This window comes from Vibrio harveyi (genome assembly GCF_030060435.1).
GTDB classification, from domain to species: domain Bacteria; phylum Pseudomonadota; class Gammaproteobacteria; order Enterobacterales; family Vibrionaceae; genus Vibrio; species Vibrio harveyi.
In genome coordinates this window covers 3,110,668-3,136,280 of sequence record NZ_CP125875.1, presented here as the reverse complement: position 1 = coordinate 3,136,280, position 25,613 = coordinate 3,110,668, and the positions used below count along the sequence as shown (strand labels likewise).

Genomic DNA, 25,613 nt, shown 5'->3' with positions numbered 1-25,613 from the left:
TGGTATCCCGTAGGGGAGTCGAACCCCTGTTACCGCCGTGAAAGGGCGGTGTCCTAGGCCTCTAGACGAACGGGACACTGGATTGAAGAGTTTGGGAACTCTTCCTCTCTTTACTTTATAAACCGTATCAATCTGTGTGGACACTCATCGTGAATAATCATCGTATAAGGAGGTGATCCAGCGCCAGGTTCCCCTAGCGCTACCTTGTTACGACTTCACCCCAGTCATGAACCACAAAGTGGTAAGCGTCCTCCCGAAGGTTAAACTACCTACTTCTTTTGCAGCCCACTCCCATGGTGTGACGGGCGGTGTGTACAAGGCCCGGGAACGTATTCACCGTGGCATTCTGATCCACGATTACTAGCGATTCCGACTTCACGGAGTCGAGTTGCAGACTCCGATCCGGACTACGACGCACTTTTTGGGATTCGCTCACTCTCGCAAGTTGGCCGCCCTCTGTATGCGCCATTGTAGCACGTGTGTAGCCCTACTCGTAAGGGCCATGATGACTTGACGTCGTCCCCACCTTCCTCCGGTTTATCACCGGCAGTCTCCCTGGAGTTCCCACCCGAAGTGCTGGCAAACAAGGATAAGGGTTGCGCTCGTTGCGGGACTTAACCCAACATTTCACAACACGAGCTGACGACAGCCATGCAGCACCTGTCTCAGAGTTCCCGAAGGCACCAATCCATCTCTGGAAAGTTCTCTGGATGTCAAGAGTAGGTAAGGTTCTTCGCGTTGCATCGAATTAAACCACATGCTCCACCGCTTGTGCGGGCCCCCGTCAATTCATTTGAGTTTTAATCTTGCGACCGTACTCCCCAGGCGGTCTACTTAACGCGTTAGCTCCGAAAGCCACGGCTCAAGGCCACAACCTCCAAGTAGACATCGTTTACGGCGTGGACTACCAGGGTATCTAATCCTGTTTGCTCCCCACGCTTTCGCATCTGAGTGTCAGTATCTGTCCAGGGGGCCGCCTTCGCCACCGGTATTCCTTCAGATCTCTACGCATTTCACCGCTACACCTGAAATTCTACCCCCCTCTACAGTACTCTAGTCTGCCAGTTTCAAATGCTATTCCGAGGTTGAGCCCCGGGCTTTCACATCTGACTTAACAAACCACCTGCATGCGCTTTACGCCCAGTAATTCCGATTAACGCTCGCACCCTCCGTATTACCGCGGCTGCTGGCACGGAGTTAGCCGGTGCTTCTTCTGTCGCTAACGTCAAATAATGCAGCTATTAACTACACTACCTTCCTCACGACTGAAAGTGCTTTACAACCCGAAGGCCTTCTTCACACACGCGGCATGGCTGCATCAGGCTTGCGCCCATTGTGCAATATTCCCCACTGCTGCCTCCCGTAGGAGTCTGGACCGTGTCTCAGTTCCAGTGTGGCTGATCATCCTCTCAGACCAGCTAGGGATCGTCGCCTTGGTGAGCCATTACCTCACCAACTAGCTAATCCCACCTAGGCATATCCTGACGCGAGAGGCCCGAAGGTCCCCCTCTTTGACCCGAAGGTATTATGCGGTATTAGCCATCGTTTCCAATGGTTATCCCCCACACCAGGGCAATTTCCTAGGCATTACTCACCCGTCCGCCGCTCGACGCCGTTATCGTTCCCCGAAGGTTCAGATAACTCGTTTCCGCTCGACTTGCATGTGTTAGGCCTGCCGCCAGCGTTCAATCTGAGCCATGATCAAACTCTTCAATTTAAGATTTTGTTCGGCTCAATGAATACTGAACATTACATAAGTAATGTTTGAATTGACTGTGCTGAATCTTTCGATTCAATGGTCACTTCGTTTCATTGAAACCTAATTTGATACCGAAGTATCTAATTGGATTATCATCAACGAGTGCCCACACAGATTGATAGGTCTATATTGTTAAAGAGCTTTCCTATTGAGCTTTGCTCAAATCGGATGGCCATTTTAGCGAGTTAAAGTTTAGTGTCAATCACTTTTTTCAAACTTTTTATCAAGCGTTTCCGCTTGGCTAATTGGCTTGCTAACTTGACCTCGTTTCTTTCGAAGCGTTGCCGTGTCAGCGAGGTGGCATTATAGAGATTGCGATCACATTGGCAAGCCCTTTTTCTCGTTTTTTTTGATTTTTTTATCGTTCGGATAAATTTGCATCAAAAGCGTTCAAAAGAGCACGTTATTTCTACAGTTCTTTGAATTTATCTGCGAAAAGAGCCACTTTTTCCCAATTGGTGTATTCCACTTCTTTGGTCGTATCGGTTTCGCCCCCAGTCATCGACATAATGAACTTAATCATAGTTTTGTCGAACCAACCATAACGAGGATAATAAAGAGCACCAGCAAAAACACCAATTAAGATTGGTTTCCAAGGCGACTTGGTCAGGAACTTACGAATGTAAGCGCTACCCTCTGGCGTATCTTTTCCTTGGTCTTCTTTGCGAGCAGTTAGGTTTACGCAGAAAAATGCCACTTTACTTTGTTCAAGTTGATTGAGGTTTCGCTCAATAAACTGGTACAGCTTCTTATTAAGATGACCATAACGAATAGAGGCTCCAATCAATACTCTGTCGTATTGGCTGAAATCAATCGTCTCTACACTATGTAAATCCACCAGCTCGCAATCGAACTCTAATAGCTGCTCATCTATATAGTGGAGAATTTTTTTAGTCTGCCCTTCTCGGGAAGAATATAGAAATAATGCTTTTGCCACAATTTCCCCTTAACTGCGCCAAAACGTCGGCGTAAGTAAAATAAGTAAGGTAAAGATTTCCAAACGACCAAACAGCATAGAAACAATCAATACCCATTTTGCTTTGTCATTAACATCACCAAAGTGAAGTGCTACTTCCCCTAAGCCAGGACCGAGGTTGTTCAGAGTCGCAGCTACCGCCGAGAACGCACTTAGTTCATCCATGCCAGTCGCAATCAACCCCAGCATACAAACCACAAATACGAGCGCGTACGCAGAGAAGAATCCCCAAACCGCATCAACAACACGCTGCGGTAGCGCACTGCCACCCACTTTGATGGTGTACACCGCACGAGGGTGCACCAAACGCTTCAGCTCACGAGCACCTTGTAAGGTCAGTAGCAGAATACGGATCACTTTCATGCCACCACCAGTCGAACCAGCACAACCACCGATGAAAGAAGAGAACAATAACAACACTGGCAAGAACAACGGCCAATCAGCAAAGCCGGTTGTAGTAAAACCTGCAGTAGTAGAGATTGACACAGTTTGGAACAAGGCTTGGTCGAAGGCATCATAAGGAGAGTCATACGAGTGATGATTCAATAATAATAAGAAGCAAACCAAGAACAGAACCACTTGAATAAAGATAAACGCGCGAAACTCTGGGTCTTTCCAATAGTATTTAGGATGCACGCCACCAGACGCAAACGCGGCAAAGTGCAAAGAATAGTTACATGCCGAGATTAACAAGAAGACAACGGTAATCATGTTAATGGCATAACTATCGAAATAGCCCATGCTGGCATCGTGCGTAGAGAAACCACCGATGGCAATCGTGGAGAAGCTATGACTAATGGCATCAAACGGCGTCATGCCTGCTAGCCAAAATGCTACGGCACATGCGATAGTCAAACTCAAGTAGATGTACCACAGTGCTTTTGCTGTCTCAGCAATACGTGGGGTCATCTTAGTATCTTTTACTGGTCCTGGTATTTCAGCTCTATACAGCTGCATACCACCGATACCAAGAACAGGAAGAATGGCTACCGCCAATACGATGATACCCATACCGCCAAACCACTGTAGAAGTTGGCGATAAAAGAGAATCGCTTTTGGCAACTCGTCGAGCCCGACGATCACCGTCGCACCTGTTGTCGTTAAAGCAGAGAAGGACTCAAAAAAAGCGTCAGTCACAGATACATTGGGGTTATCTGAGATCAGAAAAGGGATAGAGCCAGCACTGCCAAGTACAGTCCAGAAAAGAACAACAATAAGGAAGCCATCACGCGCTTTAAGCTCGTGTTTGTGCCTGCGGTTTGGGAACCAACAGATCCCACCGCATACAAGAAGTACGAAGAAAGTCGTGACAAAAGGTACACCCGCACCATCTCGATAGATAAGCGCAACTAGCGCAGGCGCGAGCATTGTGACACTAAAAAGTGCGAGCAATAGCCCGACGATTCGAATAATTGAACGAAATTGCATGGATTGATTGACTAGCGAAGCTGTCCCTGTGGCTTCCTATTTTTCATTATTGTCCGTCTAGTGGGGTGACAATTGCCTTTGCACCACTTTTGTTGATGATAGCTTGGGTAAACGCGCTCACTTCACGTAGCTCAATTTCCACCACTAATACCACCTGATCGCTGTATTCAGCATCCACTTCAACCGCACCAAACTGGGGCATAAGCGACTGTGCGATAGGCATAAACCCATAGTCTAACTCTAGTCGGAGTTTTGTGGTTATTTTTTTCTCAATTGTTTGAAGCAGCTTGAGCGCTTGTTGCACGCCGCCACCATAGGCTTTGACCAAACCACCTGTACCAAGCTTAATGCCGCCAGAATATCGAGTCACTACAGCGGTAATCTCTCCAACTCCAGAGCCAGACAGCTGAGCAAGGATTGGTTTACCTGCTGTCCCTGAAGGTTCTCCATCATCACTAAAGCCCCACTTCATCGAATCTTCTGGTCGACCAGCAACAAATCCCCAGCAGTTGTGTCTTGCATCAGCATGCTTGGTTTTGATCTGCTCAACGAATGCTTTCGCCGCTTCCACGCTTGGCGTATGTGCTAAGTAAGTAATAAAGACACTCTTTTTGATCTCTTCTTCAAATTGAGCAGGCTGAGCAGGAATCAGATAAGGCAGGTCATTCATAGGATTAAGTCACTTTTCTCTTTGTCTAAAGTCTATCACGAGAGGTGATTGTGAGTCGCATAAGATCTGCCTTAGCGCACAATGTTAAACACTTGTTTAAAAAATGTATTGAAATTAACCAGTCCGAAGTCCAAACTAACTTCACTGGTCTAACCAGAACAATAAATAAAACGACTTTCCTCTATATCTATTTGCTGCCCTACAGGCGCTCAGCCCGCATCAAATTGGTATACAGACAATCCAAGATTGTATGTCATGGAGATAGACAATGATTTACCAAGCCGAAACCCTACAGGTAAAGGAAGTACAAGATGGTATTGCAGAACTAAGCTTCTGCTCTCCAAAATCCGTTAACAAGCTCGACCTAGCGACACTAGAGTCACTCGACAAAGCCCTTGATGCACTAAAAGCGCACCAAGGACTGAAGGGCTTGATGCTCACCTCAGATAAAGACGCGTTCATTGTTGGCGCTGATATCACCGAATTCTTAGGTCTTTTCGCTAAGACAGACGCTGAACTCGATCAGTGGCTACAATTTGCTAACAGCATCTTCAATAAGCTGGAAGACTTGCCTGTCCCAACTATCTCGGTACTAAAAGGCCACACGTTAGGTGGCGGCTGTGAATGCGTACTTGCAACCGACATGAGAATTGGTGACAAGACCACCAGCATCGGCCTACCAGAAACAAAACTGGGCATCATGCCGGGCTTTGGTGGTTGTGTACGTCTGCCACGTGTTATTGGCGCCGACAGCGCAATGGAAGTGATCACTCAAGGTAAAGCGTGTCGTGCGGATGAAGCGTTAAAGATTGGTCTTCTGGATGCGGTTGTTGATAGCGACGCACTTTACGAGTCAGCACTCAAGACACTGACCTCGGCAATCAACGAGAAGTTGGACTGGCAAGCTCGTCGCAAGCAAAAGACATCACCTCTAACGCTAAGTAAGCTTGAATCAATGATGAGCTTTACCATGGCGAAGGGTCTGGTGGCACAAAAAGCGGGTCCTCACTACCCCGCTCCAATGACAGCCGTTATTACTATTGAAGAAGGCGCTCGTTTCGCTCGTAACGAAGCACTCGACATTGAACGTAAGCACTTCGTAAAACTGGCTAAGTCTGAAGAAGCAAAATCACTGGTTGGCTTGTTCCTCAACGACCAATACATCAAAGGGCTTGCTAAAAAATCAGCGAAGTCAGCGAGTAAAGACACGCAACGTGCGGCTGTGCTTGGTGCGGGCATTATGGGCGGCGGCATCGCCTACCAATCTGCATTAAAAGGCGTACCGGTGTTAATGAAAGATATCGCGCAACCTTCACTCGATTTAGGCATGACGGAAGCATCTAAGCTGCTAAATAAACGCTTATCTCGTGGTCGTATTGATGGCTTTAAGATGGCTGGTATTTTGGCGTCTATCACACCAAGCCTACATTACGCAGGCATCGAAGAATCAGACGTGATTGTTGAAGCCGTAGTAGAAAACCCGAAAGTAAAAGCAGCAGTTTTGAGTGAAGTCGAATCGCATGTCGGTGACGATACCGTTATTACCTCAAACACCTCGACAATTCCTATCAACCTGTTGGCAAAATCGCTAAAACGCCCAGAAAACTTCTGTGGCATGCACTTTTTCAACCCAGTGCACCGCATGCCTCTTGTTGAGATCATCCGTGGTGAACATACCTCTGATGAAACCATAAATCGCGTTGTTGCGTACGCAGCGAAAATGGGCAAATCACCAATTGTCGTTAATGACTGCCCTGGGTTCTTTGTAAACCGCGTATTGTTCCCATACTTTGGTGGCTTCAGCATGCTACTTCGCGATGGCGCTGACTTTACGAAAATCGACAAAATCATGGAACGTAAATTTGGCTGGCCGATGGGACCTGCATACTTGCTCGATGTTGTTGGTATTGATACTGCTCACCACGCACAAGCCGTTATGGCACAAGGATTCCCTGAGCGTATGGGCAAACAAGGTCGTGACGCAATAGATGCGCTGTTCGAAGCAGATAAATACGGCCAGAAGAATGGCAATGGCTTCTACAGCTACACCATTGATAGAAAAGGTAAGCCTAAGAAAACCTTCTCTGAAGAAATCTTGCCGGTACTCGCTGACGTTTGTGCCGATAAACAGGACTTTGACGAACAGACCATCATTCAACGTATGATGATTCCGATGATCAACGAAGTGGTACTGTGTCTACAAGAAGGCATCATTGCCACTCCACAAGAAGCGGATATGGCACTGGTTTACGGTCTTGGCTTCCCTCCATTCCGCGGTGGCGTATTCCGCTACCTAGATAGCGTAGGTATTGCTGAGTTTGTTGCAATGGCAAAACAATACTCAGAGCTCGGTGCTATGTACCAAGTACCACAGATGCTGATTGATATGGCGGCGAAAGGTGAAAGCTTTTACGGTGCACAACAGCAAGGTTCTATCTAAGGAGGGATTCTAAAATGACTAATCAAACAAGAAATGTTGTCGTAGTCGATTGTCTACGTACTCCAATGGGTCGCTCTAAAGGTGGTGCTTTCCGTCATACGCGAGCAGAAGATCTATCTGCGCGCCTAATGAAAGGTATTCTTGCACGTAACCCACAAGTAAACCCAAGCGAGATTGAAGATATCTACTGGGGCTGTGTACAACAAACACTAGAGCAAGGCTTTAACGTGGCACGTAATGCGGCGCTACTTGCTGGTCTACCAATTGAGATTGGCGCCGTGACGGTGAACCGCTTGTGTGGTTCATCAATGCAAGCGCTTCACGATGGTGCACGTGCCATCATGACAGGTGACGCTGAAATCTGCCTAATTGGTGGTGTTGAGCACATGGGACATGTACCAATGAACCACGGCGTGGACTTCCACCCAGGTATGTCCAAGACAGTTGCAAAAGCAGCAGGCATGATGGGCTTAACCGCTGAAATGCTTGGTAAGCTGCATGGCATTAGCCGTGAGCAACAAGACGAGTTTGCTGCGCGTTCCCATGCTCGTGCACATGCTGCAACCGTAGAGGGTCGTTTTAAAAGCGAAATCCTACCAACTGAAGGTCATGCGGCTGACGGCACGCTGTTCACTCTAGATTACGATGAAGTGATTCGCCCTGAAACATCCGTTGAAGGTCTATCTCAACTTCGTCCTGTTTTCGACCCAGCCAACGGCACAGTAACAGCCGGTACATCATCGGCGCTGTCTGATGGTGCATCAGCGATGTTGATCATGAGTGAAGAGAAAGCTAATGAACTTGGCTTGAAGATTCGAGCACGCATTAAAGGTATGGCCATTGCGGGCTGCGATCCTTCAATCATGGGTTACGGTCCTGTACCTGCGACGCAAAAAGCGCTCAAGCGTGCAGGTCTTTCAATTGAAGATATGGATGTGGTCGAGCTAAACGAAGCATTTGCAGCGCAATCTCTACCATGTGCTAAAGACTTAGGTCTGCTTGATGTTATGGATGAGAAGGTCAACCTTAACGGTGGCGCAATTGCATTGGGTCACCCGCTTGGTTGTTCTGGCTCACGTATCTCAACGACGTTAATCAACCTAATGGAAGCAAAAGATGCGAAATACGGTCTCGCAACCATGTGCATTGGTTTAGGTCAGGGTATTGCGACTGTATTTGAACGACCATAGTCTGTTTAAGAAACGCTAGGTTGTAGTGATCAATTCAACAGTCACGAGCAAATGAACCAATACTGAAATTTTTTAGTATTACACTTAAGGGCGACATCTGATGTCGCCCTTTGTTTTACGCTAAATATTGCTTATATGCACAAAAAGCATACATTAAATGCTCAAGTTTCATTTTATTCATAGACAAAGAAGACATACACTTAGCAGCAGTTGATATCTTGCTGCATGTGACCCAGAGTCACGCTACCGCACAATCGGAGAACCTTATGTTTAATGCTCTAGTTCTAAATCAAGAAGACAAACGTACTATCGCTAGCATCGAGCAAATCGATGAAACACAACTGCCTGAAGGCGACGTTCTGATTGACGTTGATTACTCATCGTTGAACTACAAAGACGGTCTTGCAATTACAGGTAAAGGTAAAATCATCCGTAACTTCCCGATGGTGCCGGGTATTGACCTAGCAGGTACGGTAGTAAGCTCAGAAGACGACCGCTACCAAGCAGGCGACAAAGTTGTTCTTACTGGTTGGGGTGTGGGTGAAAACCATTGGGGCGGTATGTCTCAACGTGCTCGTCTAAAAGCGGATTGGCTAGTACCACTACCAAAAGGTCTGGACAGCAAGAAAGCCATGATGGTTGGTACTGCTGGTTTCACTGGCATGCTGTGTGTTCAAGCACTGCTTGATGCAGGCATCAAACCTGAAAATGGTGAAATCCTAGTAACTGGCGCAAGTGGCGGTGTAGGCTCAGTAGCTGTGACGCTTCTAGCACAGCTTGGCTACAAAGTGGCAGCCGTGACAGGTCGTGTTGAACAAAATGGTCCGCTACTAGAAAAGCTAGGAGCTAGCCGCATCATCGACCGTGTTGAGTTTGAAGAACCAGCACGTCCGCTTGAAAAGCAAGTATGGGCAGGTGCGGTTGATACCGTAGGCAGCAAAGTGCTAGCAAAAGTATTGGCGCAAATGGATTACAACAGTGCAGTCGCAGCTTGTGGTCTTGCAGGTGGCTTCGATCTACCGACGACAGTGATGCCATTCATTCTACGTAACGTTCGTCTACAAGGTGTGGATTCTGTTTCATGCCCATTTGAAAAACGTACTGCAGCATGGGAAAAATTGGTAGAACTACTACCAGACAGCTACTTCGAGCAAGCTTGTACTGAAGTAGAGCTAGCAGAAGCACCAAAATACGCTGAAGACATCATAAACGGTCAAGTAACTGGTCGTGTGGTTATCAAGTTATAAGCGTTAACTCTTCGATAGAATAAACAAAGCCGGGTCATTGCCCGGCTTTTTGCTATTTCGATTTTTGGAGAAATCAGTCCAACCCCATATCTTCAATTCGTTTAGCAATAAGACGACTACATTCTTCACGAACTACTGCACGCAACCATTCTTGAGCGGGAGAGTGTTCGCAACGTGCGTGCCAAATCATCGAATATTCAAACGGCGTGAATTGGAATGGTAATGGCTTCACTACTAAGTCATAGCGATCAGCAACCAAGTACGCTAAATCGGCAGGCACGGTAATAATAATTGGCAGAGTATCAACGATCGCCAGCGCCGCTTCCAAGTGATAAGCGCGTAATACCATCTGACGTTGCGGCTTCTCCACGAGCGCTTGTTCAATCAGCGCTTTAACCCCATCACTAATGGCAATCATGGCATGCGGATGACTGAGATAATCATCCAGACTCATCTCTTTCTCAGCTAGCGGATGCTGCTTAGATAGCATACACAACACACCAACTCGCCCTAACACTTCACTGCGTAATGGCTCCACTGGACCTGTTGGACGACAAATCGCTAAGTCCGCGCCTTCATATGTTAATTGATCAGATAAGCGGTCATGTTGCAGCGGCAAGAAGTTAAACGACACATTCGGTGCTTCTTGATAGATACGCGGCAACGCGAAGGGCAGAATGGTTTGCATCGCGTAATCAGTTGTCGCGATATTAAACGTCTGATCACAACTGCGTGGATCAAACTCACGTGGAGAAAGCAATTGGCGTAGTGACTCCAAAGGCTCACCCAAAGAGCGATCAATTTCTAACGCTTTTTGAGTTGGGATCAAGTGCTGACCTTGACGAGTAAACAGTGGGTCACCAAGCAGATCACGTAAACGCCCTAGCACACGACTCATTGCCGATTGGCTTAAATTGAGGCGAGTTGCTGCTTTACTGACACTGCTCTCTTCAATCAGCACACGTAATGCGACCAATAAATTCAGGTCTCGACGATAGATGTCTTCTAATTCCACGATTTGCCACTTAACATGTAGGGGATTTAGGTAAATTGTACTCTTCAGGCAAAAAAAATCCCGCCTTTCAGCGGGGAAGCCCAAGAAAAATGGGGATAGTGTCGGAATGAAGTGTCGTTAAACTTGGTGAGCGGTATATCAATAGGTTCCGATTACAGCAAGAAGCGCTAATTTTCTTGCTCTGATGCACCTGACCATTTGTGCATCTCAATCCAAATCCCAATAATCGTTGCACTCATGCCTACAAGAGGCATCAATGAGGTTTCACCTGGCGTCCTAAGTACCAATGCACAGAACGAGATAAAACATAAAACCGAATAGATGGTTAGTCTGTCTAACGCTGTTAACATCGTCTCTCCTTGCCAGTTGTTACCAAATTGTTAATTTAAGGTAAATCAAAAAATTCGGTTTGCCAAGTGGTTATTGAATATTTTTTCAACGAAAGTAAAATTCAACGCTCAGTTAGTTACGAGAATCACACTATGAGCTTTAATCCTGAACTGGCGACCAAGACATTAGAGGCGGAAGGATTACGCTGCCCAGAGCCAGTGATGATGGTCAGGAAGACAATTCGAAACATGCAAGATGGTGAGGTATTGCTAGTTAAAGCAGACGACCCATCCACAACTCGAGATATCCCGAGTTTCTGTCGATTTATGGATCACCAGCTGATTGCGGCACAAACGGAACAGCTTCCATACCAGTACCTGATCAAGAAAGGTTTGGAATAATCTCAGCAAGATCAAAAACGGCAGCCAAATTGGCTGCCGTTTGTTTATTCATCGTATTCTAGTGTGCGAACTTCAGATTGTAGCTTGTTCAGTTGCTTTCTCATTGCACGCATCTCTTCATGCATCGGAATAATATGCGCGACCCGAATCCAAGCCTCTACTGTTAGACCAGTAAGGATGAAGGTCCCTGCAACAATCGGCAACCACATATCGGTCAACACCATTGCCAATAAGCACAGCGCTAAACCAAAGGTGAATAAATAACTCTGACTCTTTGGGGTCATCCCCATGTAACGTGTAAGCATAACCTTGCCCTCTCGCTATCATTCACACCATTAAAGTACCATGACAAGTATGACACTAATATGTCATCCGTCACGGTCCTGAATGATTTTGAACCAGAGTTTGAACTCATGCATCACTTCACTAGTTATTGATAATTAACACGATTTATCTTTAAGATGATCAGAAAAATGCTGCACCAATAGCAAGGGCAATAAATAGGAAAGCGGTCACCTTACGAATCAATCCTAAAGGTATCTTATCCGCCGATAGCTTGCCGATTAAAACCACGGGAACATTGGCAAGCAACATGCCGATCGTGGTACCAAGAATCACCCAACTCAATGCATCTGCGTATTGCGCACCTAAGATAGAAGTTGCAATCTGAGTCTTGTCGCCAATCTCCGCAACGAAGAAAGCAATAAAACTCGCAATGAATGGACCACGGTTGGAGATCTGTTCGTCATCATCCAGTTTATCTGGGATCAGCACCCAAGCCGCCATGGCGACAAAACTAACCACCAGCACCCATTTTAAAACCTCAGGCGAAAGGTAATCTGCCACAACCACACCTAACCATGCAGCCAAAGCGTGGTTGGCAATGGTTGCCAAAAAGATTGCGGCAATAATAGGGATTGGCTTGCGGTAACGACTGGCAAGTAATAGAGATAGCAATTGGGTCTTATCGCCAATTTCTGCTAACGCTACAGTAGTAATTGAAATAGCTAAAACGCTCACGACATGCTCATTGGGGCGGGATAATTATTTTTAACCTAAGACAAATCTCACGCCCCACCCCGGTTCATGATGATTTGTCTAAGGTCTTGCTAAACTCATCGGGTTGATGAGTCTCGAACGCCATGGTGATTTTGCACCAATTATGTTGACGAACGAACCAGATGAAATAGGCATTTCATCGAGTAAGCTACTCCCCAAAGACAGGCGCAATTCTAGCCACCTTTGCTCATCACCTCAAGAGTGAAAGCCAGTGAAAACTCCCTTTTAGGAAAAATTCAGCAGATAAAGCGGTAAAAATCCATTAAAGGAGAAAATTGCCCACGAATTAATCAAGATTAGCTCTACTCCCATGCTCAATATCTGGGTATACTTGATTGTTATTTTATTCAACCGTAATTACTTTGAATCGCTATTGTTGAGGCTATAAAACCCAGCAAAAGAGACGAATTCACAAGTAATAAGAGAATCGCGCGAACCTGACTTATGCAAAAATACGATATCAAAACCTTCCAGGGAATGATCCTCGCGCTGCAGGATTATTGGGCTCAAAATGGTTGTACCATTGTTCAACCGCTAGATATGGAAGTGGGTGCGGGTACCTCTCATCCAATGACATGTCTACGAGCACTTGGCCCAGAGCCAATGTCTACAGCTTACGTACAACCTTCACGTCGTCCTACCGATGGTCGTTACGGTGAAAACCCTAACCGTCTACAGCACTACTACCAATTCCAAGTAGCGCTAAAACCATCACCAGACAATATCCAAGAGTTGTACCTAGGTTCTCTAGAAGTTCTTGGTATTGACCCACTTGTTCACGATATCCGTTTCGTAGAAGACAACTGGGAAAACCCAACACTAGGCGCATGGGGTCTAGGCTGGGAAGTTTGGCTAAACGGCATGGAAGTGACTCAGTTTACTTACTTCCAACAAGTTGGCGGTCTTGAGTGTAAGCCAGTCACTGGTGAGATCACTTACGGTATCGAACGTCTAGCAATGTACATCCAAGAAGTAGACTCTGTTTACGACCTAGTTTGGAACATCGCACCAGACGGCAGCAAAGTGACTTACGGTGACATCTTCCACCAAAACGAAGTAGAGCAATCGACTTACAACTTCGAGCACGCAGACGTTGACTTCCTATTTGGTTTCTTCGAACAGTGTGAGAAAGAGTGTAAAGAGCTGCTTGAGCTTGAAAAGCCACTGCCGCTACCTGCTTATGAGCGTATCCTAAAAGCTGGTCACGCATTCAACCTACTAGACGCACGTAAAGCGATCTCAGTAACTGAACGCCAACGTTACATCCTACGCATCCGCAACCTGACGAAAGCAGTTGCAGAAGCATACTACGCATCGCGTGAAGCTCTTGGCTTCCCAATGTGTAAGAAAGAACAAGCGTAAGGGGTAGAGTAACATGGCAAAAGAATTTCTAATCGAGCTAGGTACAGAAGAGCTACCACCAACGCAACTTCGCACTCTAGCTGAAGCATTCGCAGCAAACTTCGAAGCAGAACTAAAAGGCGCTGAGCTTGCTCATGAAGGCGTGAAATGGTTCGCGGCACCTCGTCGTCTTGCACTTAAAGTCGCAGCACTAGCAGACAGCCAGTCTGACAAAGTTGTTGAAAAACGTGGTCCTGCGGTTTCTGCAGCGTTTGACGCGGAAGGCAACCCAACAAAAGCGGCTCAAGGCTGGGCACGCGGTTGTGGCATCACGGTTGACCAAGCAGAGCGCATGGTAACCGACAAAGGTGAATGGCTACTGTTCAAACAAGAAGTGAAAGGTCAGCCAACGTCTGAGATCGTAGTTGAACTTGCAGCGAAAGCACTAGCAAACCTACCTATCGCAAAACCAATGCGCTGGGGTAACAAAACGACTCAATTTATCCGTCCAGTTAAGACGCTAACCATGCTAATGGGCAGCGACCTAATCGAAGGCGAGATCCTTGGTGTCGCTTCAGACCGCACTATCCGTGGTCACCGCTTCATGGGTGAGCAAGAGTTCACTATCGATTCTGCTGAACAATACCCTGCGATCTTAGAAGAGCGCGGTAAAGTAATGGCAGATTACGAAGCGCGTAAAGCAATCATCCTAGCTGACGCACAAAAAGCAGCAGCAGCGGTTGGCGGTATCGCTGACCTAGAAGATGACCTAGTAGAAGAAGTAACGTCTCTGGTTGAATGGCCAGTAGTACTAACAGCGAAGTTCGAAGAAGAGTTCCTAAAAGTGCCTTCTGAAGCGTTGGTTTACACCATGAAAGGTGACCAGAAGTACTTCCCTGTTTATGACGAAAACAAGAAGCTACTACCTAACTTCATCTTCGTATCGAACATCGAATCAAAAGAGCCTCGTTACGTAATCGAAGGTAACGAGAAAGTAGTTCGCCCTCGTCTTGCTGACGCAGAGTTCTTCTTCAACACAGACCGTAAGCGTCCGCTTATCGACCGTCTGCCAGAACTAGAACAAGCGATCTTCCAAAAGCAACTGGGTACGATCAAAGACAAAACAGACCGCATCACAGAGCTTGCTGGCTACATTGCTGAACAAATCGGTACTGACGTTGAGAAATCAAAGCGTGCTGGTCTACTAGCAAAATGTGACCTAATGACCTCAATGGTATTCGAATTCACGGATACTCAAGGTGTTATGGGTATGCACTACGCTCGCCACGACGGTGAAGCAGAAGAAGTTGCAGTAGCACTGAACGAGCAATACATGCCTCGTTTCGCAGGTGATGAACTGCCATCTAACGGCGTTTCAACTGCAGTTGCAATGGCAGACAAGCTAGACACTATCGTAGGTATCTTCGGTATTGGTCAAGCGCCTAAAGGCAGCGACCCATTCGCACTGCGCCGCGCATCTCTAGGTGTACTACGTATCATCGTTGAATACGGCTACAACCTAGATCTTGTAGACCTAGTAGCGAAAGCGAAGTCACTATTTGGCGATCGCCTAACTAACGACAACGTTGAACAAGACGTTATCGAGTTCATGCTTGGTCGTTTCCGTGCTTGGTACCAAGACGAAGGCTTCAGCGTAGACATCATTCAAGCGGTTCTAGCTCGTCGTCCGACGAAACCAGCAGACTTCGACCAACGAGTTAAAGCGGTTTCTCACTTCCGTGAACTAGAAGCAGCTGAGTCTCTAGCAGCAGCGAACAAACGTGTAGGTAACATCCTAGCGAAATTCGACGGCGAACTAGCAGCAGACATCGACCTAGCACTTCTACAAGAAGACGCAGAGAAAGCACTAGCAGAAAGCGTTGAAGTAATGACAGAAGCGCTAGAGCCAGCGTTTGCAACTGGTAACTACCAAGAAGCCCTAAGCAAGCTAGCTGACCTACGTGAACCAGTTGATGCGTTCTTTGATAACGTAATGGTAATGGCAGACGACGAAGCACTTAAGAAGAACCGTCTGACACTACTGAACAACCTGCGTAACCTGTTCCTACAGATCGCAGACATTTCTTTGCTTCAAAAGTAATTCATTGCTCTTCGAAGTGATTAAGAAATAAGTAAAAGGGAAGCAGATGCTTCCCTTTTTTGTTACCTTCAAACCGATGAAGGTGATGCTTATTATTCATTTTGTGAACAAGACTAAAATTTGTAGGGTGAGACGCGTTTAACTTGTTGGTGTAGAGCTCGGATTGTAGAGGCACAGTTTTGCTATAACTGGACTGTTTATTCGGGGGAAGGACACAATGAAAAAAACAATTCTCGCACTCTCTATCGGTCTACTGAGCGCCTGCAGCCAGATTCCAGAAAATGCCATCGTATTAAGCGTTGGTGATGACACCGCTGTTTTTGAGGAAAATTCACAGGGCTTACTTGTCGCCGAGCAAAAACTCGAAAAAGGCAGTTATAGCTTTACCATTGCTGACAGCAAGCAAAGCTGTGGCAGTAGCTTTGCCCTAGCAGAAGAAGATCGCATCAAGTTCAATCGTCCATTAAAAATGGATAACTGCGCCACTGATGCACAAATGCCGCTGCGCATCTTCAAAGCCAATACCTATCAATTTACGCTCAATCCAACCACCAATGAGCTGACGGTAAAAATCAAACCAAAACAGAGTCAGGACATCACCTACTCTTGCCCTGTCGCAACTGACGCGCCAAAAACCATCAACGTTACTCAAACCTTTAATGATGGCACTGTCGTTCGTGATGCCTTAACCGGACAAGAAGCCACAGTCGCCAATGGCAGCGTCACCATACAGCCGGGTCCTATGAGCCAAGGTCTATTGCTGCTAGAAGAAGTTGAACAGCAAGCCGATAAACCATTCAGCTGGGATAACGCGACGGTGTACTTCGTCATGACCGACCGCTTCTACAACGGTAACCCAGACAACGACAACAGCTACGGTCGCAGCAAAGACGGAAAATATGAGATTGGCACCTTCCACGGTGGTGACTTGGCGGGTCTGACGAAAAAACTCGATTACATCGAATCACTTGGTGTGAATGCTATCTGGATAACCTCGCCACTGGAACAAATCCACGGCTGGGTTGGCGGCGGCGATAAAGGCGACTTTAAGCACTACGGCTACCACGGCTACTACCACCAAGATTGGACCAAGCTTGATGCCAACATGGGTACCGAAGATGAACTCAGAACCTTCGTTGATACCGCCCACAAGAAAGGCATCCGCGTGATTTGGGATGTAGTCATGAACCACACAGGCTACGCAACATTAGCAGACATGCAGGAATTCGGCTTTGGTCAGCTTTACCTAGATGACCAAGAAGCTAAAGAAGTCCTTGGTGAAAAATGGACCGACTGGCAGCCAAAATCAGGACAAAGCTGGCACAGCTTCAACGACTACATCAAATACGGTGATAGCGAAGCGTGGGATAAATGGTGGGGCAAAGATTGGATCCGCACCGATATTGGCGACTACGATGCTCCGGGCTACAACGACATCACCATGTCTTTGAACTACCTACCGGATCTCAAAACCGAATCGACTCAGAACACCGGATTACCAAACTTCTTCCGTAATAAAGACACCAATGCGCAAGATGAGCTGCAAACCCCACGTGAACATCTGATTACGTGGTTATCCGATTGGGTGCGCGACTATGGCATTGATGGCTTCCGTGTCGACACCGCTAAACACGTTGAAATGGAAGCGTGGGCAGAGCTTAAAGCCAGCACCACCCAAGCGCTTGCTCAATGGAAGCAAAACAACCCGGACAAAGCCTTGGATGACCTACCTTTCTGGATGACAGGTGAAGTGTGGGCACACAGCGTGGTGAAGAGCCCGTATTTCGATAACGGCTTCGATTCCATCATCAACTTCGAGTTCCAATCTGACGTAGCGCCAAAAGCCCTGAAGTGTTTCGCTCAACTTGATAATGATTACCGCCGCTATGCAGAGCGCATCAATACCGATCCTGAGTTCAACGTATTGAGCTACCTATCTTCACACGATACACAGCTGTTTTGGTCAGCACGCAGCCGCAGCTTTGATGACCAAGCACGTGCAGCAAATGCTCTGATGCTGGCTCCAGGCGCAGTACAGATCTATTACGGTGATGAGATAGCTCGTGATTTTGGCATTACTGGTTCAGATGCTCACCAAGGCACACGCTCAGATATGCCATGGGATAAGATTCATGGCGAGCGTGAAGATCTACTGCAACATTGGCAAAAGTTGGGGGAATTCCGTAAACGCCATCCAGCGGTTGCTCAAGGTAAGCACATCACTCGCAATCAAGAAGGTTACTACGCATTCGAACGCCAATACCAAGACGACAAGGTGCTGATTGTTTACACCGGTGAGTAAATCACACTCTCTCCACCAGCAAGGGAAGCATAAGCTTCCCTTTTTTATTGCTCTTTTTGCCTTTTTATCTCGTACCTCTGGTCTGATGACACACTTTTTTCTTTTTCGGCTTAATTCACACTTTGCGTTAATTACGCATTGAGGTAAGGTCAAGGATTACTCGATAAGCCGATAAAACATCGGCACAAACATACACAAAGCAATCACAATGAATTAGGTATAACGACAAATGCAGTTCTCTAAGTTTGGTGAAAAATTTAATCAGTATTCAGGTATCACGCAGTTAATGGACGATTTGAATGATGGTCTGCGCACACCAGGTGCCATCATGCTCGGTGGAGGTAACCCAGCCGCCATTCCTGCCATGCTCGATTACTTTCGCCAAGCCAGTGAGGAAATGCTCGCCAGTGGAGAGCTCGTCGCCGCCCTCGCCAACTATGATGGTCCGCAAGGCAAAGACGCGTTCGTTAAAGCGTTGGCTCAGTTATTCCGTGAAACTTATGGCTGGGATATTTCTGAGAAAAACATCAGCCTAACTAACGGTAGCCAAAGTGGCTTCTTCTACTTGTTCAACTTGTTGGCAGGTAAACAGCCAGACGGTTCGCACAAGAAGGTGCTACTGCCTATCGCGCCTGAGTACATCGGTTATGGTGATGCAGGCATTGATGAAGATATCTTTGTCTCATACCACCCAGAGATCGAGCTGTTAGATAACGGTCTGTTTAAATACCACGTCGATTTTGAGCAGCTAAAAGTTGATGACTCTGTTGCGGCAATCTGCGCGTCTCGCCCAACCAACCCAACGGGTAACGTACTGACAGACGAAGAAGTACGTAAGCTGGACAAGCTAGCACGTGAGAACAACATTCCGCTGATCATTGATAACGCCTACGGTCTGCCGTTCCCAAATATCATTTTTGAAGATGTCGAACCGTTCTGGAATGAAAACACCATCCTGTGCATGAGCTTATCTAAACTTGGTTTACCAGGCGTGCGCTGTGGCATTGTGATTGCGAGTGAAGAAATCACGCAAGCGTTAACCAATATGAACGGCATCATCAGCTTAGCTCCGGGCAGTGTTGGTCCAGCGCTGGCAAACCACATCATTGGTAAAGGTGATCTGCTTAAACTGAGTTCAGAGGTAATAAAGCCGTTCTATAAGCAGAAGTCGCAACGTGCGGTTGAACTGCTCCAAGAAGCGATTACCGATGAGCGCTTTCGTATTCACAAACCGGAAGGCGCTATATTCTTGTGGTTATGGTTCGATGAACTGCCAATTACGACAATGGAACTGTACCAACGCTTGAAAGCGCGTGGGGTTTTGATTGTTCCGGGTGAATACTTCTTTATTGGTCAGAAGGACGAGTGGGATCATGCACACCAATGCTTGCGTATGAACTACGTTCAAGATGATAAGATGATGCAAAAAGGCATTGCGATTATCGCAGAAGAAGTGGAAAAGGCTTACCGCGAAGGTAAATAGACTTGTTAACTCAGCCGTTGTTCTCTTTGAAATTACGGCTTTGAAATAGCAGCTTTGAAAGCCCCAAACTAAAAAGAGCGCCCATATGGCGCTCTTTCTCATTCTATAACCGGGTGGTTAACTGAAATGTCATCAGCTGATTAGCTGTTTTCAATCAGATTGTTGCCACCGATAGCAATCTTACGCGGTTGCATCGCTTCTGGAATTTCACGAACTAAATCGATATGAAGTAGACCGTTTTCCATTGATGCACCAACGACTTTTACGTAATCCGCAAGTTGGAATTTACGTTCAAAATCGCGCTCCGCAATACCTTGGTAAACGTAGTTTTTACCTTCTTCGGCTTTACGCTCGCCCTTCACGATCAACATGTTTTCGTTTTGAGTCAAATCGAGCTGATCTTCAGCAAAACCAGCGACTGCCATAGTAATACGGTAGTTGTGCTCGTCTTTTTGCTCGATGTTGTATGGAGGGTAACCGCCAGAAGTGTTCTTCGCAGAGCTTGCTTCCATCAGGTTAAACAGACGGTCGAAGCCAATTGCATTACGGTATAGTGGTGAGAAATCTACATTACGCATAATCTATCCTCTTTTAAGCAATAGTCTTAGCCCAGATGAAGGTCATCCACGTGGCGTATTTATGCAAGAAAACGCCGAGCTAAGGGATCCGATGATTCATTCCTCTGACCTACTTTTTAGGTGCGGGGACATGATGTCGAATCTAGGGTCAAGTTGTGTGCTAATACTGAGTATCCTCTCTTGAGCGATCTCGTTTAGCGATTCCAGAGGCGCTGTTCTTCTCTTGTTGAGCAAGTTAGCCATCCCTCTTCATAACTAGATATAAGGTCGAAAAATGGGCTTTCAAGGGCTACGGTGAAAATATTTTAGATCCCCGACTCGATCGTTCCTCCCTCTCGAAGATGACGTCCTAATATACTAATAATGAAAAGCGCCACTTACATCCACTCTTTCCATAAATGTAGAGTTTCAAAGCCAAGCCTCCCCGCCTCCATAGAGTGCAGCCAATTCTTGTGTCTGGTTTCTCTCCACTCAATAAAAAAGCACCACCCGAAGGCAGTGCTTTTAAAATTCTATCAAAAGAAATTTAGATTCGTTTTTCCGCAGGGGGATATGCTTAGTTCTAGGAGAAGGCGCGCAGCATACAAGTGTATGTGAGCACCTTCGACAACGAAATCAGCATATCCAGCAAAGGAAAAATAGTCTAAACGTCTAGGTTTGCTACTTTAAGCGCGTTCTCTTCGATGAAGTTACGACGCGGCTCAACTTGGTCACCCATTAGCGTTGTGAACAATTGGTCTGCGCCTACCGCATCTTCAATGGTTACTTGCATCATGCGACGTGTCTCTGGGTCCATTGTGGTTTCCCAAAGCTGATCTGGGTTCATCTCACCTAGACCTTTGTAGCGCTGTAGACTTAGACCACGACGCGACTCTTTGATTAGCCACTCAAGTGCCGCTGCAAAGCTTGATACCGGCTGAGTACGCTCACCACGTTTGATGTAAGCGCCTTCTTCTAGCAGACCGTCTAGCGCTTCAGATAGATCCGCTAGTTTGCCGTACTCTTTCGAGTTCAGTAGGTCGATGCTTAGTGCGTAGTCATGAGTCACACCGTGAGTACGTACGATGATCTTAGGTAGGTTTAGACCTAGCTCTTCGTGTTGCTCAACTTCGAAGCTGTATTGGCTTGCGCCTACTTCTTTCGCGTTTAGCTGCTCAACAAGCTGCTTTGTCCACGCTTCTACTGTTGCAGCATCATGACATTGCTCTGCCGTTAGACGCGGCGTGTAGATTAGCTCATGAACTAGCGCGCTTGGGTAGCGGCGGCTCATGCGATCCGCTAGCTTGATACCAGCGTTGTATTGCTGAACTAGCTTCTCTAGCGCTTCGCCTGCCAATGCTGGTGCTTCTGCGTTTACGTGTAGCGATGCGTTATCAAGTGCCAAAGCAACTTGGTATTGGTTCATCGCATCTTCGTCTTTGATGTACTGCTCTTGTTTGCCTTTCTTCACTTTGTAAAGCGGTGGCTGAGCAATGTACACATAGCCACGCTCGATAAGCTCTGGCATTTGACGGTAGAAGAAGGTCAACAGTAGCGTACGGATGTGCGAACCATCGACGTCAGCATCGGTCATGATGATGATGTTGTGGTAACGCAGTTTATCCGGGTTGTACTCGTCACGACCGATACCACAGCCTAGTGCAGTGATCAGCGTTGCTACTTCTTGAGAAGAAAGCATCTTGTCGAAACGCGCTTTTTCTACGTTAAGAATCTTACCTTTTAGCGGTAGGATTGCTTGGTTCTTACGGTTACGGCCTTGTTTTGCGGAGCCGCCTGCCGAATCACCCTCCACTATGTATAGTTCAGAGAGTGCTGGATCTTTTTCCTGACAGTCTGCAAGTTTGCCTGGCAGACCTGCTAGGTCTAGTGCGCCTTTACGGCGAGTCATTTCACGAGCTTTACGCGCCGCTTCACGAGCACGAGCTGCATCGATGATTTTCGAACAAACCATCTTCGCTTCTGCCGGGTTCTCAATTAGGAACTCAGACAGTTTCTCACCCATTGCTGATTCAACCGCTGACTTCACTTCAGAAGAAACCAGTTTGTCTTTAGTTTGGCTTGAGAACTTAGGATCAGGCACTTTAACCGAAACAACCGCAGTTAGACCTTCACGCGCGTCATCACCAGAAGTTGCTGTTTTCGCTTTCTTAGAGAAGCCTTCTTTGTCCATGAAAGAGTTCAGTGTACGCGTTAGCGCTGCACGGAAACCGGCAAGGTGAGTACCACCGTCGCGTTGTGGGATGTTGTTAGTGAAACAGTAGATGTTCTCTTGGAAACCGTCATTCCACTGCATCGCCACTTCTACCGAGATACCATCTTCGCGCTCAAAGTCGAAGTGGAAGATTTTCTCGATAATTGGTGTTTTATTGGTGTTTAGGTGCTCAACGAACGCTTGGATACCACCTTCAAACATGAAGTGGTCGCTCTTGTCTGCTTCGCGCTCATCAACCAGTTTGATTGAAACACCAGAGTTCAGGAAAGAAAGTTCACGTAGACGCTTCGCTAGGATGTCGTAGTGAAATTCTGTGTTCGAGAATGTTTCTGCACTTGGCCAGAAACGGATTTGTGTACCAGTTTGGTCAGTATCACCAATTACTGCTAGTGGCGCTTGAGGCTCACCATGATGGTAAGTTTGCGTATGGATATGACCGCCGCGGTGGATAGTCAGAACCACTTTCTCAGACAGTGCGTTTACTACTGAAACACCTACGCCGTGTAGACCGCCTGATACTTTGTATGAGTTATCATCGAACTTACCACCAGCGTGAAGTACCGTCATGATAACTTCTGCAGCAGATACTTTTTCTTCTGGGTGCATTTCTGTTGGAATGCCACGACCATCATCCGTAACTGAAACCGAGTTGTCCTCATGAATTGTCACAACGATGTCTTTACAGTGACCTGCCAACGCTTCATCAATTGAGTTATCCACCACCTCGAAGACCATGTGGTGAAGACCAGTGCCGTCGTCCGTGTCGCCGATGTACATACCTGGACGCTTACGTACCGCATCCAGACCCTTCAGTACCTTAATACTCGATGAATCGTAATTTTCAGACATGAGTTTCTCTCTTCTAGTTTGACTCTATCCTGCCATGTTCCACATGAAACAATTTGCCCGTATCGTCCAACATATCGGCGATTTGGCTTTCAGTGATAGAGCTTACAAATACTTGTGCGCCCGTCTCTTTCAAGCAGTCAGCTAGACGCTTGCGACGTTGGCTGTCTAATTCCGACGCAAAGTCGTCAATTAGGTAAATACATTGTTTGCCGGTCATTTCGGTAAGGTGTTGCCCCTGCGCCACACGCAAAGCACACACCATGAGTTTTAATTGACCGCGTGACAAAACGTCTTCAACTGGCGTTCCGTTCACTTTAATGCGCAAATCAGCTTTATTTGGACCACTAAAGGTGTAACCCAATGACTGATCACGCTCGAAATTCTTTTCTAGTATCTCATGATAAGGGGTGTCTTTGTCCCAACCACGATAATACTTTAATTGGATCTCAAATTCTGGCAAAAACGTCTGACAGATAGTTTCCGCTACGGTTTTCATCTGTTCGATGTATAGCGCTCGCCATTGACTGATGTTTTCAGCCAAATGTGCCATTTCTTGATCCCAATAACTGAGTTCACGATAACTTCTGGCCGTTTTAAGCAGAGCATTGCGTTGCTTGTTAAGACGCTTGAAACGCCCCCATGCATCATAAAAAGCAGGCTCGGTGTGAAACACACCCCAGTCGATGAATGCACGACGATGTTTTGGACCATCCGTTAGTAGATCAAATCCTTCTGGATGTATCAACTGTAAAGGCAAAACTTGTGCAAGTTGCGCCAGTTTTTGTCCAGATTGACCGCCTATTTTAACCTCTGTTGAGCCATCACGCTGCTTATTAATGCCGATAGGTAGCTCAAATTGATCCGAGTTCAAAAAACGACCATGAACAAACAGCTCATCGCACTCATTTTGGATAACTCGACCGGTCAACGAACTCTTGAAAGAGCGACCATGTCCGAGCAAGTAAATGGCTTCTAAAACACTGGTTTTACCGCTGCCGTTCGGTCCAATAAGAAAGTTAAAGCCTGCTGATAGGTCAATATCACAGGCTTTAATGTTTCGAAACTGCTGAATGATGAGGCGAGAAAGTGGCATTCAGATGACTTACAGACGAATTGGCATCACCACGTACATTGCACTATCGTCGTCTGCGTTTTCAATCAACGCACTGGCGTTGGCATCCGACATCGACACACGCACATTGTCGCAACGCAGTGTATTAAGTACATCAAGCACGTAGCTTACGTTAAAGCCGATCTCGATAGCGTCACCTTCAAAGGTCACGTCTAGCATTTCTTCTGCTTCTTCTTGCTCTGGGTTGTTAGCAGTAATGCGCATTTCACTACCCGCAAGATTCACACGAACGCCACGGAATTTTTCGTTAGAAAGAATCGCAGCACGTGAGAAGGCTTGACGTAACTCATCACAACTTGCTTCTAGCGTTTTGTTGGTGCTTTGCGGCAATACGCGGCGATAATCAGGGAAACGACCATCAACCAGCTTAGAAGTGAAGATAAAGTTGTTCACTTCTGCACGTACATTTGAGCTGCCAATTTGTAGTACGACAGGCTGTTCTGGCGCATCCATCAGTTTAACAAGCTCTTGTACCCCCTTGCGAGGCACGATAATTTGCTTTTGCGCAAAATCTGCACCGAGCTGAGTTTGAGATACTGCCATACGGTGACCATCGGTTGCCACGCTGCGTAGCGTCGTACCGTCGATTTCAAACAACATGCCGTTTAGGTAGTAACGAACGTCTTGGTTCGCCATAGAGAATTGTGTTTTTTCAATCAGCGTACGTAGATCAGACTGAGTTAGTGAAACTTCTACTTCACTCTGCCAATCTTCAATGTTTGGGAAATCGTTCGCTGGAAGTGTTGCCAGTGAGAAACGGCTACGACCAGAACGTACCTGTACGCGATCGCCTTCTAATACGAAGGTAATGATGGAGTCATCAGGTAGACCACGACAGATATCAAGAAACTTACGAGAAGGAACGGTAATGCTGCCCGCTTCAAAATCCCCTTCTAGAGTCACTTTGCTCACCAATTCCACTTCCAAATCGGTCGCGGTCATGGATAACACGTTATCTTCTACTTTAAGCAGTAGGTTACCCAGAATTGGTAGGGTTGGTCGACCACCTAATGCGCCCGAAACCTGTTGTAGCGGTTTGATTAAATGACTACGTTCAATAGTAAATTTCATGCTTGGCTCTTTACGCTGTCAGCTCAATT

General features: G+C 46.7%; 19 protein-coding genes, 1 tRNA gene and 1 rRNA gene. 8 read left to right on the top strand and 13 right to left on the bottom strand.

What is annotated here, in order from left to right; all coding sequences use genetic code 11:
- From QMY49_RS14825 to QMY49_RS14805, 5 genes are all read right to left on the bottom strand, one after another.
- Window positions 1–76 (bottom strand) — tRNA-Glu (locus tag QMY49_RS14825).
- A gap of 89 nt (window positions 77–165) precedes the next feature.
- Window positions 166–1,717 (bottom strand): 16S ribosomal RNA (locus QMY49_RS14820).
- 451 nt (window positions 1,718–2,168) lie between these two features.
- The gene (hemG, locus tag QMY49_RS14815) at window positions 2,169–2,696 is read right to left on the bottom strand and encodes a menaquinone-dependent protoporphyrinogen IX dehydrogenase (RefSeq protein WP_005451088.1); all 528 of its coding nucleotides are present in this window, start codon (window positions 2,694–2,696) and stop codon (window positions 2,169–2,171) included.
- A 9-nt stretch (window positions 2,697–2,705) separates the two neighbouring features.
- Entirely contained in the window at window positions 2,706–4,163 is a 1,458-nt protein-coding gene (locus tag QMY49_RS14810) for a TrkH family potassium uptake protein (RefSeq protein ID WP_005451087.1), read from the bottom strand.
- A gap of 46 nt (window positions 4,164–4,209) precedes the next feature.
- Window positions 4,210–4,833, bottom strand: coding sequence for a YigZ family protein (locus QMY49_RS14805; protein WP_005440863.1), 624 nt, complete (start codon window positions 4,831–4,833; stop codon window positions 4,210–4,212).
- 268 nt (window positions 4,834–5,101) lie between these two features.
- Between QMY49_RS14805 and fadB the strand changes: the two genes are divergently transcribed.
- The 3 genes from fadB (at window position 5,102) to acuI (ending at window position 9,710) form a co-directional block, all read left to right on the top strand.
- Complete coding sequence (gene fadB, locus QMY49_RS14800) at window positions 5,102–7,273, top strand: fatty acid oxidation complex subunit alpha FadB (protein WP_020195207.1); 2,172 nt, start codon at window positions 5,102–5,104, stop codon at window positions 7,271–7,273.
- Between the two features lie 14 nt (window positions 7,274–7,287).
- Window positions 7,288–8,463, top strand: a complete 1,176-nt coding sequence (gene fadA / locus QMY49_RS14795; RefSeq protein WP_283312182.1) for an acetyl-CoA C-acyltransferase FadA — start codon at window positions 7,288–7,290, stop codon at window positions 8,461–8,463.
- A gap of 266 nt (window positions 8,464–8,729) precedes the next feature.
- On the top strand, window positions 8,730–9,710 hold the full coding sequence (gene acuI / locus QMY49_RS14790) for an acrylyl-CoA reductase (NADPH) (RefSeq protein WP_283312180.1): 981 nt from the start codon (window positions 8,730–8,732) through the stop codon (window positions 9,708–9,710).
- Window positions 9,711–9,783: 73 nt separating this feature from the next.
- Here the strand turns inward: acuI and QMY49_RS14785 are convergent, their stop codons facing one another.
- Window positions 9,784–10,725, bottom strand: a complete 942-nt coding sequence (locus QMY49_RS14785; RefSeq protein ID WP_009699107.1) for a LysR family transcriptional regulator — start codon at window positions 10,723–10,725, stop codon at window positions 9,784–9,786.
- Window positions 10,726–10,892: 167 nt separating this feature from the next.
- The gene (locus QMY49_RS14780) at window positions 10,893–11,075 is read right to left on the bottom strand and encodes a hypothetical protein (RefSeq protein ID WP_005426049.1); all 183 of its coding nucleotides are present in this window, start codon (window positions 11,073–11,075) and stop codon (window positions 10,893–10,895) included.
- Window positions 11,076–11,207: 132 nt separating this feature from the next.
- Between QMY49_RS14780 and tusA the strand changes: the two genes are divergently transcribed.
- Complete coding sequence (gene tusA, locus QMY49_RS14775) at window positions 11,208–11,456, top strand: sulfurtransferase TusA (protein WP_005426051.1); 249 nt, start codon at window positions 11,208–11,210, stop codon at window positions 11,454–11,456.
- Window positions 11,457–11,500: 44 nt separating this feature from the next.
- Here the strand turns inward: tusA and QMY49_RS14770 are convergent, their stop codons facing one another.
- Window positions 11,501–11,761, bottom strand: coding sequence for a hypothetical protein (locus tag QMY49_RS14770; protein WP_005451077.1), 261 nt, complete (start codon window positions 11,759–11,761; stop codon window positions 11,501–11,503).
- Window positions 11,762–11,921: 160 nt separating this feature from the next.
- Window positions 11,922–12,476 (bottom strand): TMEM165/GDT1 family protein, encoded by a 555-nt coding sequence (locus QMY49_RS14765; protein ID WP_017818157.1) that lies wholly within the window; start codon window positions 12,474–12,476, stop codon window positions 11,922–11,924.
- A gap of 483 nt (window positions 12,477–12,959) precedes the next feature.
- Between QMY49_RS14765 and glyQ the strand changes: the two genes are divergently transcribed.
- The 4 genes from glyQ to QMY49_RS14745 all read left to right on the top strand — a co-directional run bounded on the left by glyQ (window position 12,960) and on the right by QMY49_RS14745 (window position 19,742).
- Complete coding sequence (gene glyQ, locus QMY49_RS14760) at window positions 12,960–13,877, top strand: glycine--tRNA ligase subunit alpha (protein ID WP_005451074.1); 918 nt, start codon at window positions 12,960–12,962, stop codon at window positions 13,875–13,877.
- 13 nt (window positions 13,878–13,890) lie between these two features.
- Window positions 13,891–15,957, top strand: coding sequence for a glycine--tRNA ligase subunit beta (gene glyS / locus QMY49_RS14755; RefSeq protein WP_009699104.1), 2,067 nt, complete (start codon window positions 13,891–13,893; stop codon window positions 15,955–15,957).
- 217 nt (window positions 15,958–16,174) lie between these two features.
- Window positions 16,175–18,259: an alpha-amylase gene (locus QMY49_RS14750; RefSeq protein ID WP_283312175.1), complete on the top strand. Its 2,085-nt coding sequence runs from the start codon at window positions 16,175–16,177 to the stop codon at window positions 18,257–18,259.
- 229 nt (window positions 18,260–18,488) lie between these two features.
- Window positions 18,489–19,742 carry a valine--pyruvate transaminase gene (locus QMY49_RS14745; RefSeq protein WP_228175604.1) on the top strand — a complete coding sequence of 418 codons (1,254 nt, stop codon included), beginning with the start codon at window positions 18,489–18,491 and terminating at the stop codon, window positions 19,740–19,742.
- Between the two features lie 140 nt (window positions 19,743–19,882).
- Here the strand turns inward: QMY49_RS14745 and QMY49_RS14740 are convergent, their stop codons facing one another.
- The 4 genes from QMY49_RS14740 to dnaN all read right to left on the bottom strand — a co-directional run bounded on the left by QMY49_RS14740 (window position 19,883) and on the right by dnaN (window position 25,584).
- Window positions 19,883–20,320 (bottom strand): Hsp20 family protein, encoded by a 438-nt coding sequence (locus QMY49_RS14740; RefSeq protein ID WP_005426066.1) that lies wholly within the window; start codon window positions 20,318–20,320, stop codon window positions 19,883–19,885.
- 643 nt (window positions 20,321–20,963) lie between these two features.
- On the bottom strand, window positions 20,964–23,381 hold the full coding sequence (gyrB, locus tag QMY49_RS14735) for a DNA topoisomerase (ATP-hydrolyzing) subunit B (protein ID WP_017818155.1): 2,418 nt from the start codon (window positions 23,379–23,381) through the stop codon (window positions 20,964–20,966).
- Window positions 23,382–23,394: 13 nt separating this feature from the next.
- Window positions 23,395–24,474 carry a DNA replication/repair protein RecF gene (gene recF / locus QMY49_RS14730; RefSeq protein ID WP_005451066.1) on the bottom strand — a complete coding sequence of 360 codons (1,080 nt, stop codon included), beginning with the start codon at window positions 24,472–24,474 and terminating at the stop codon, window positions 23,395–23,397.
- A gap of 9 nt (window positions 24,475–24,483) precedes the next feature.
- Window positions 24,484–25,584, bottom strand: coding sequence for a DNA polymerase III subunit beta (gene dnaN, locus QMY49_RS14725; RefSeq protein WP_005451063.1), 1,101 nt, complete (start codon window positions 25,582–25,584; stop codon window positions 24,484–24,486).
- Window positions 25,585–25,613: the final 29 nt, after the last annotated feature.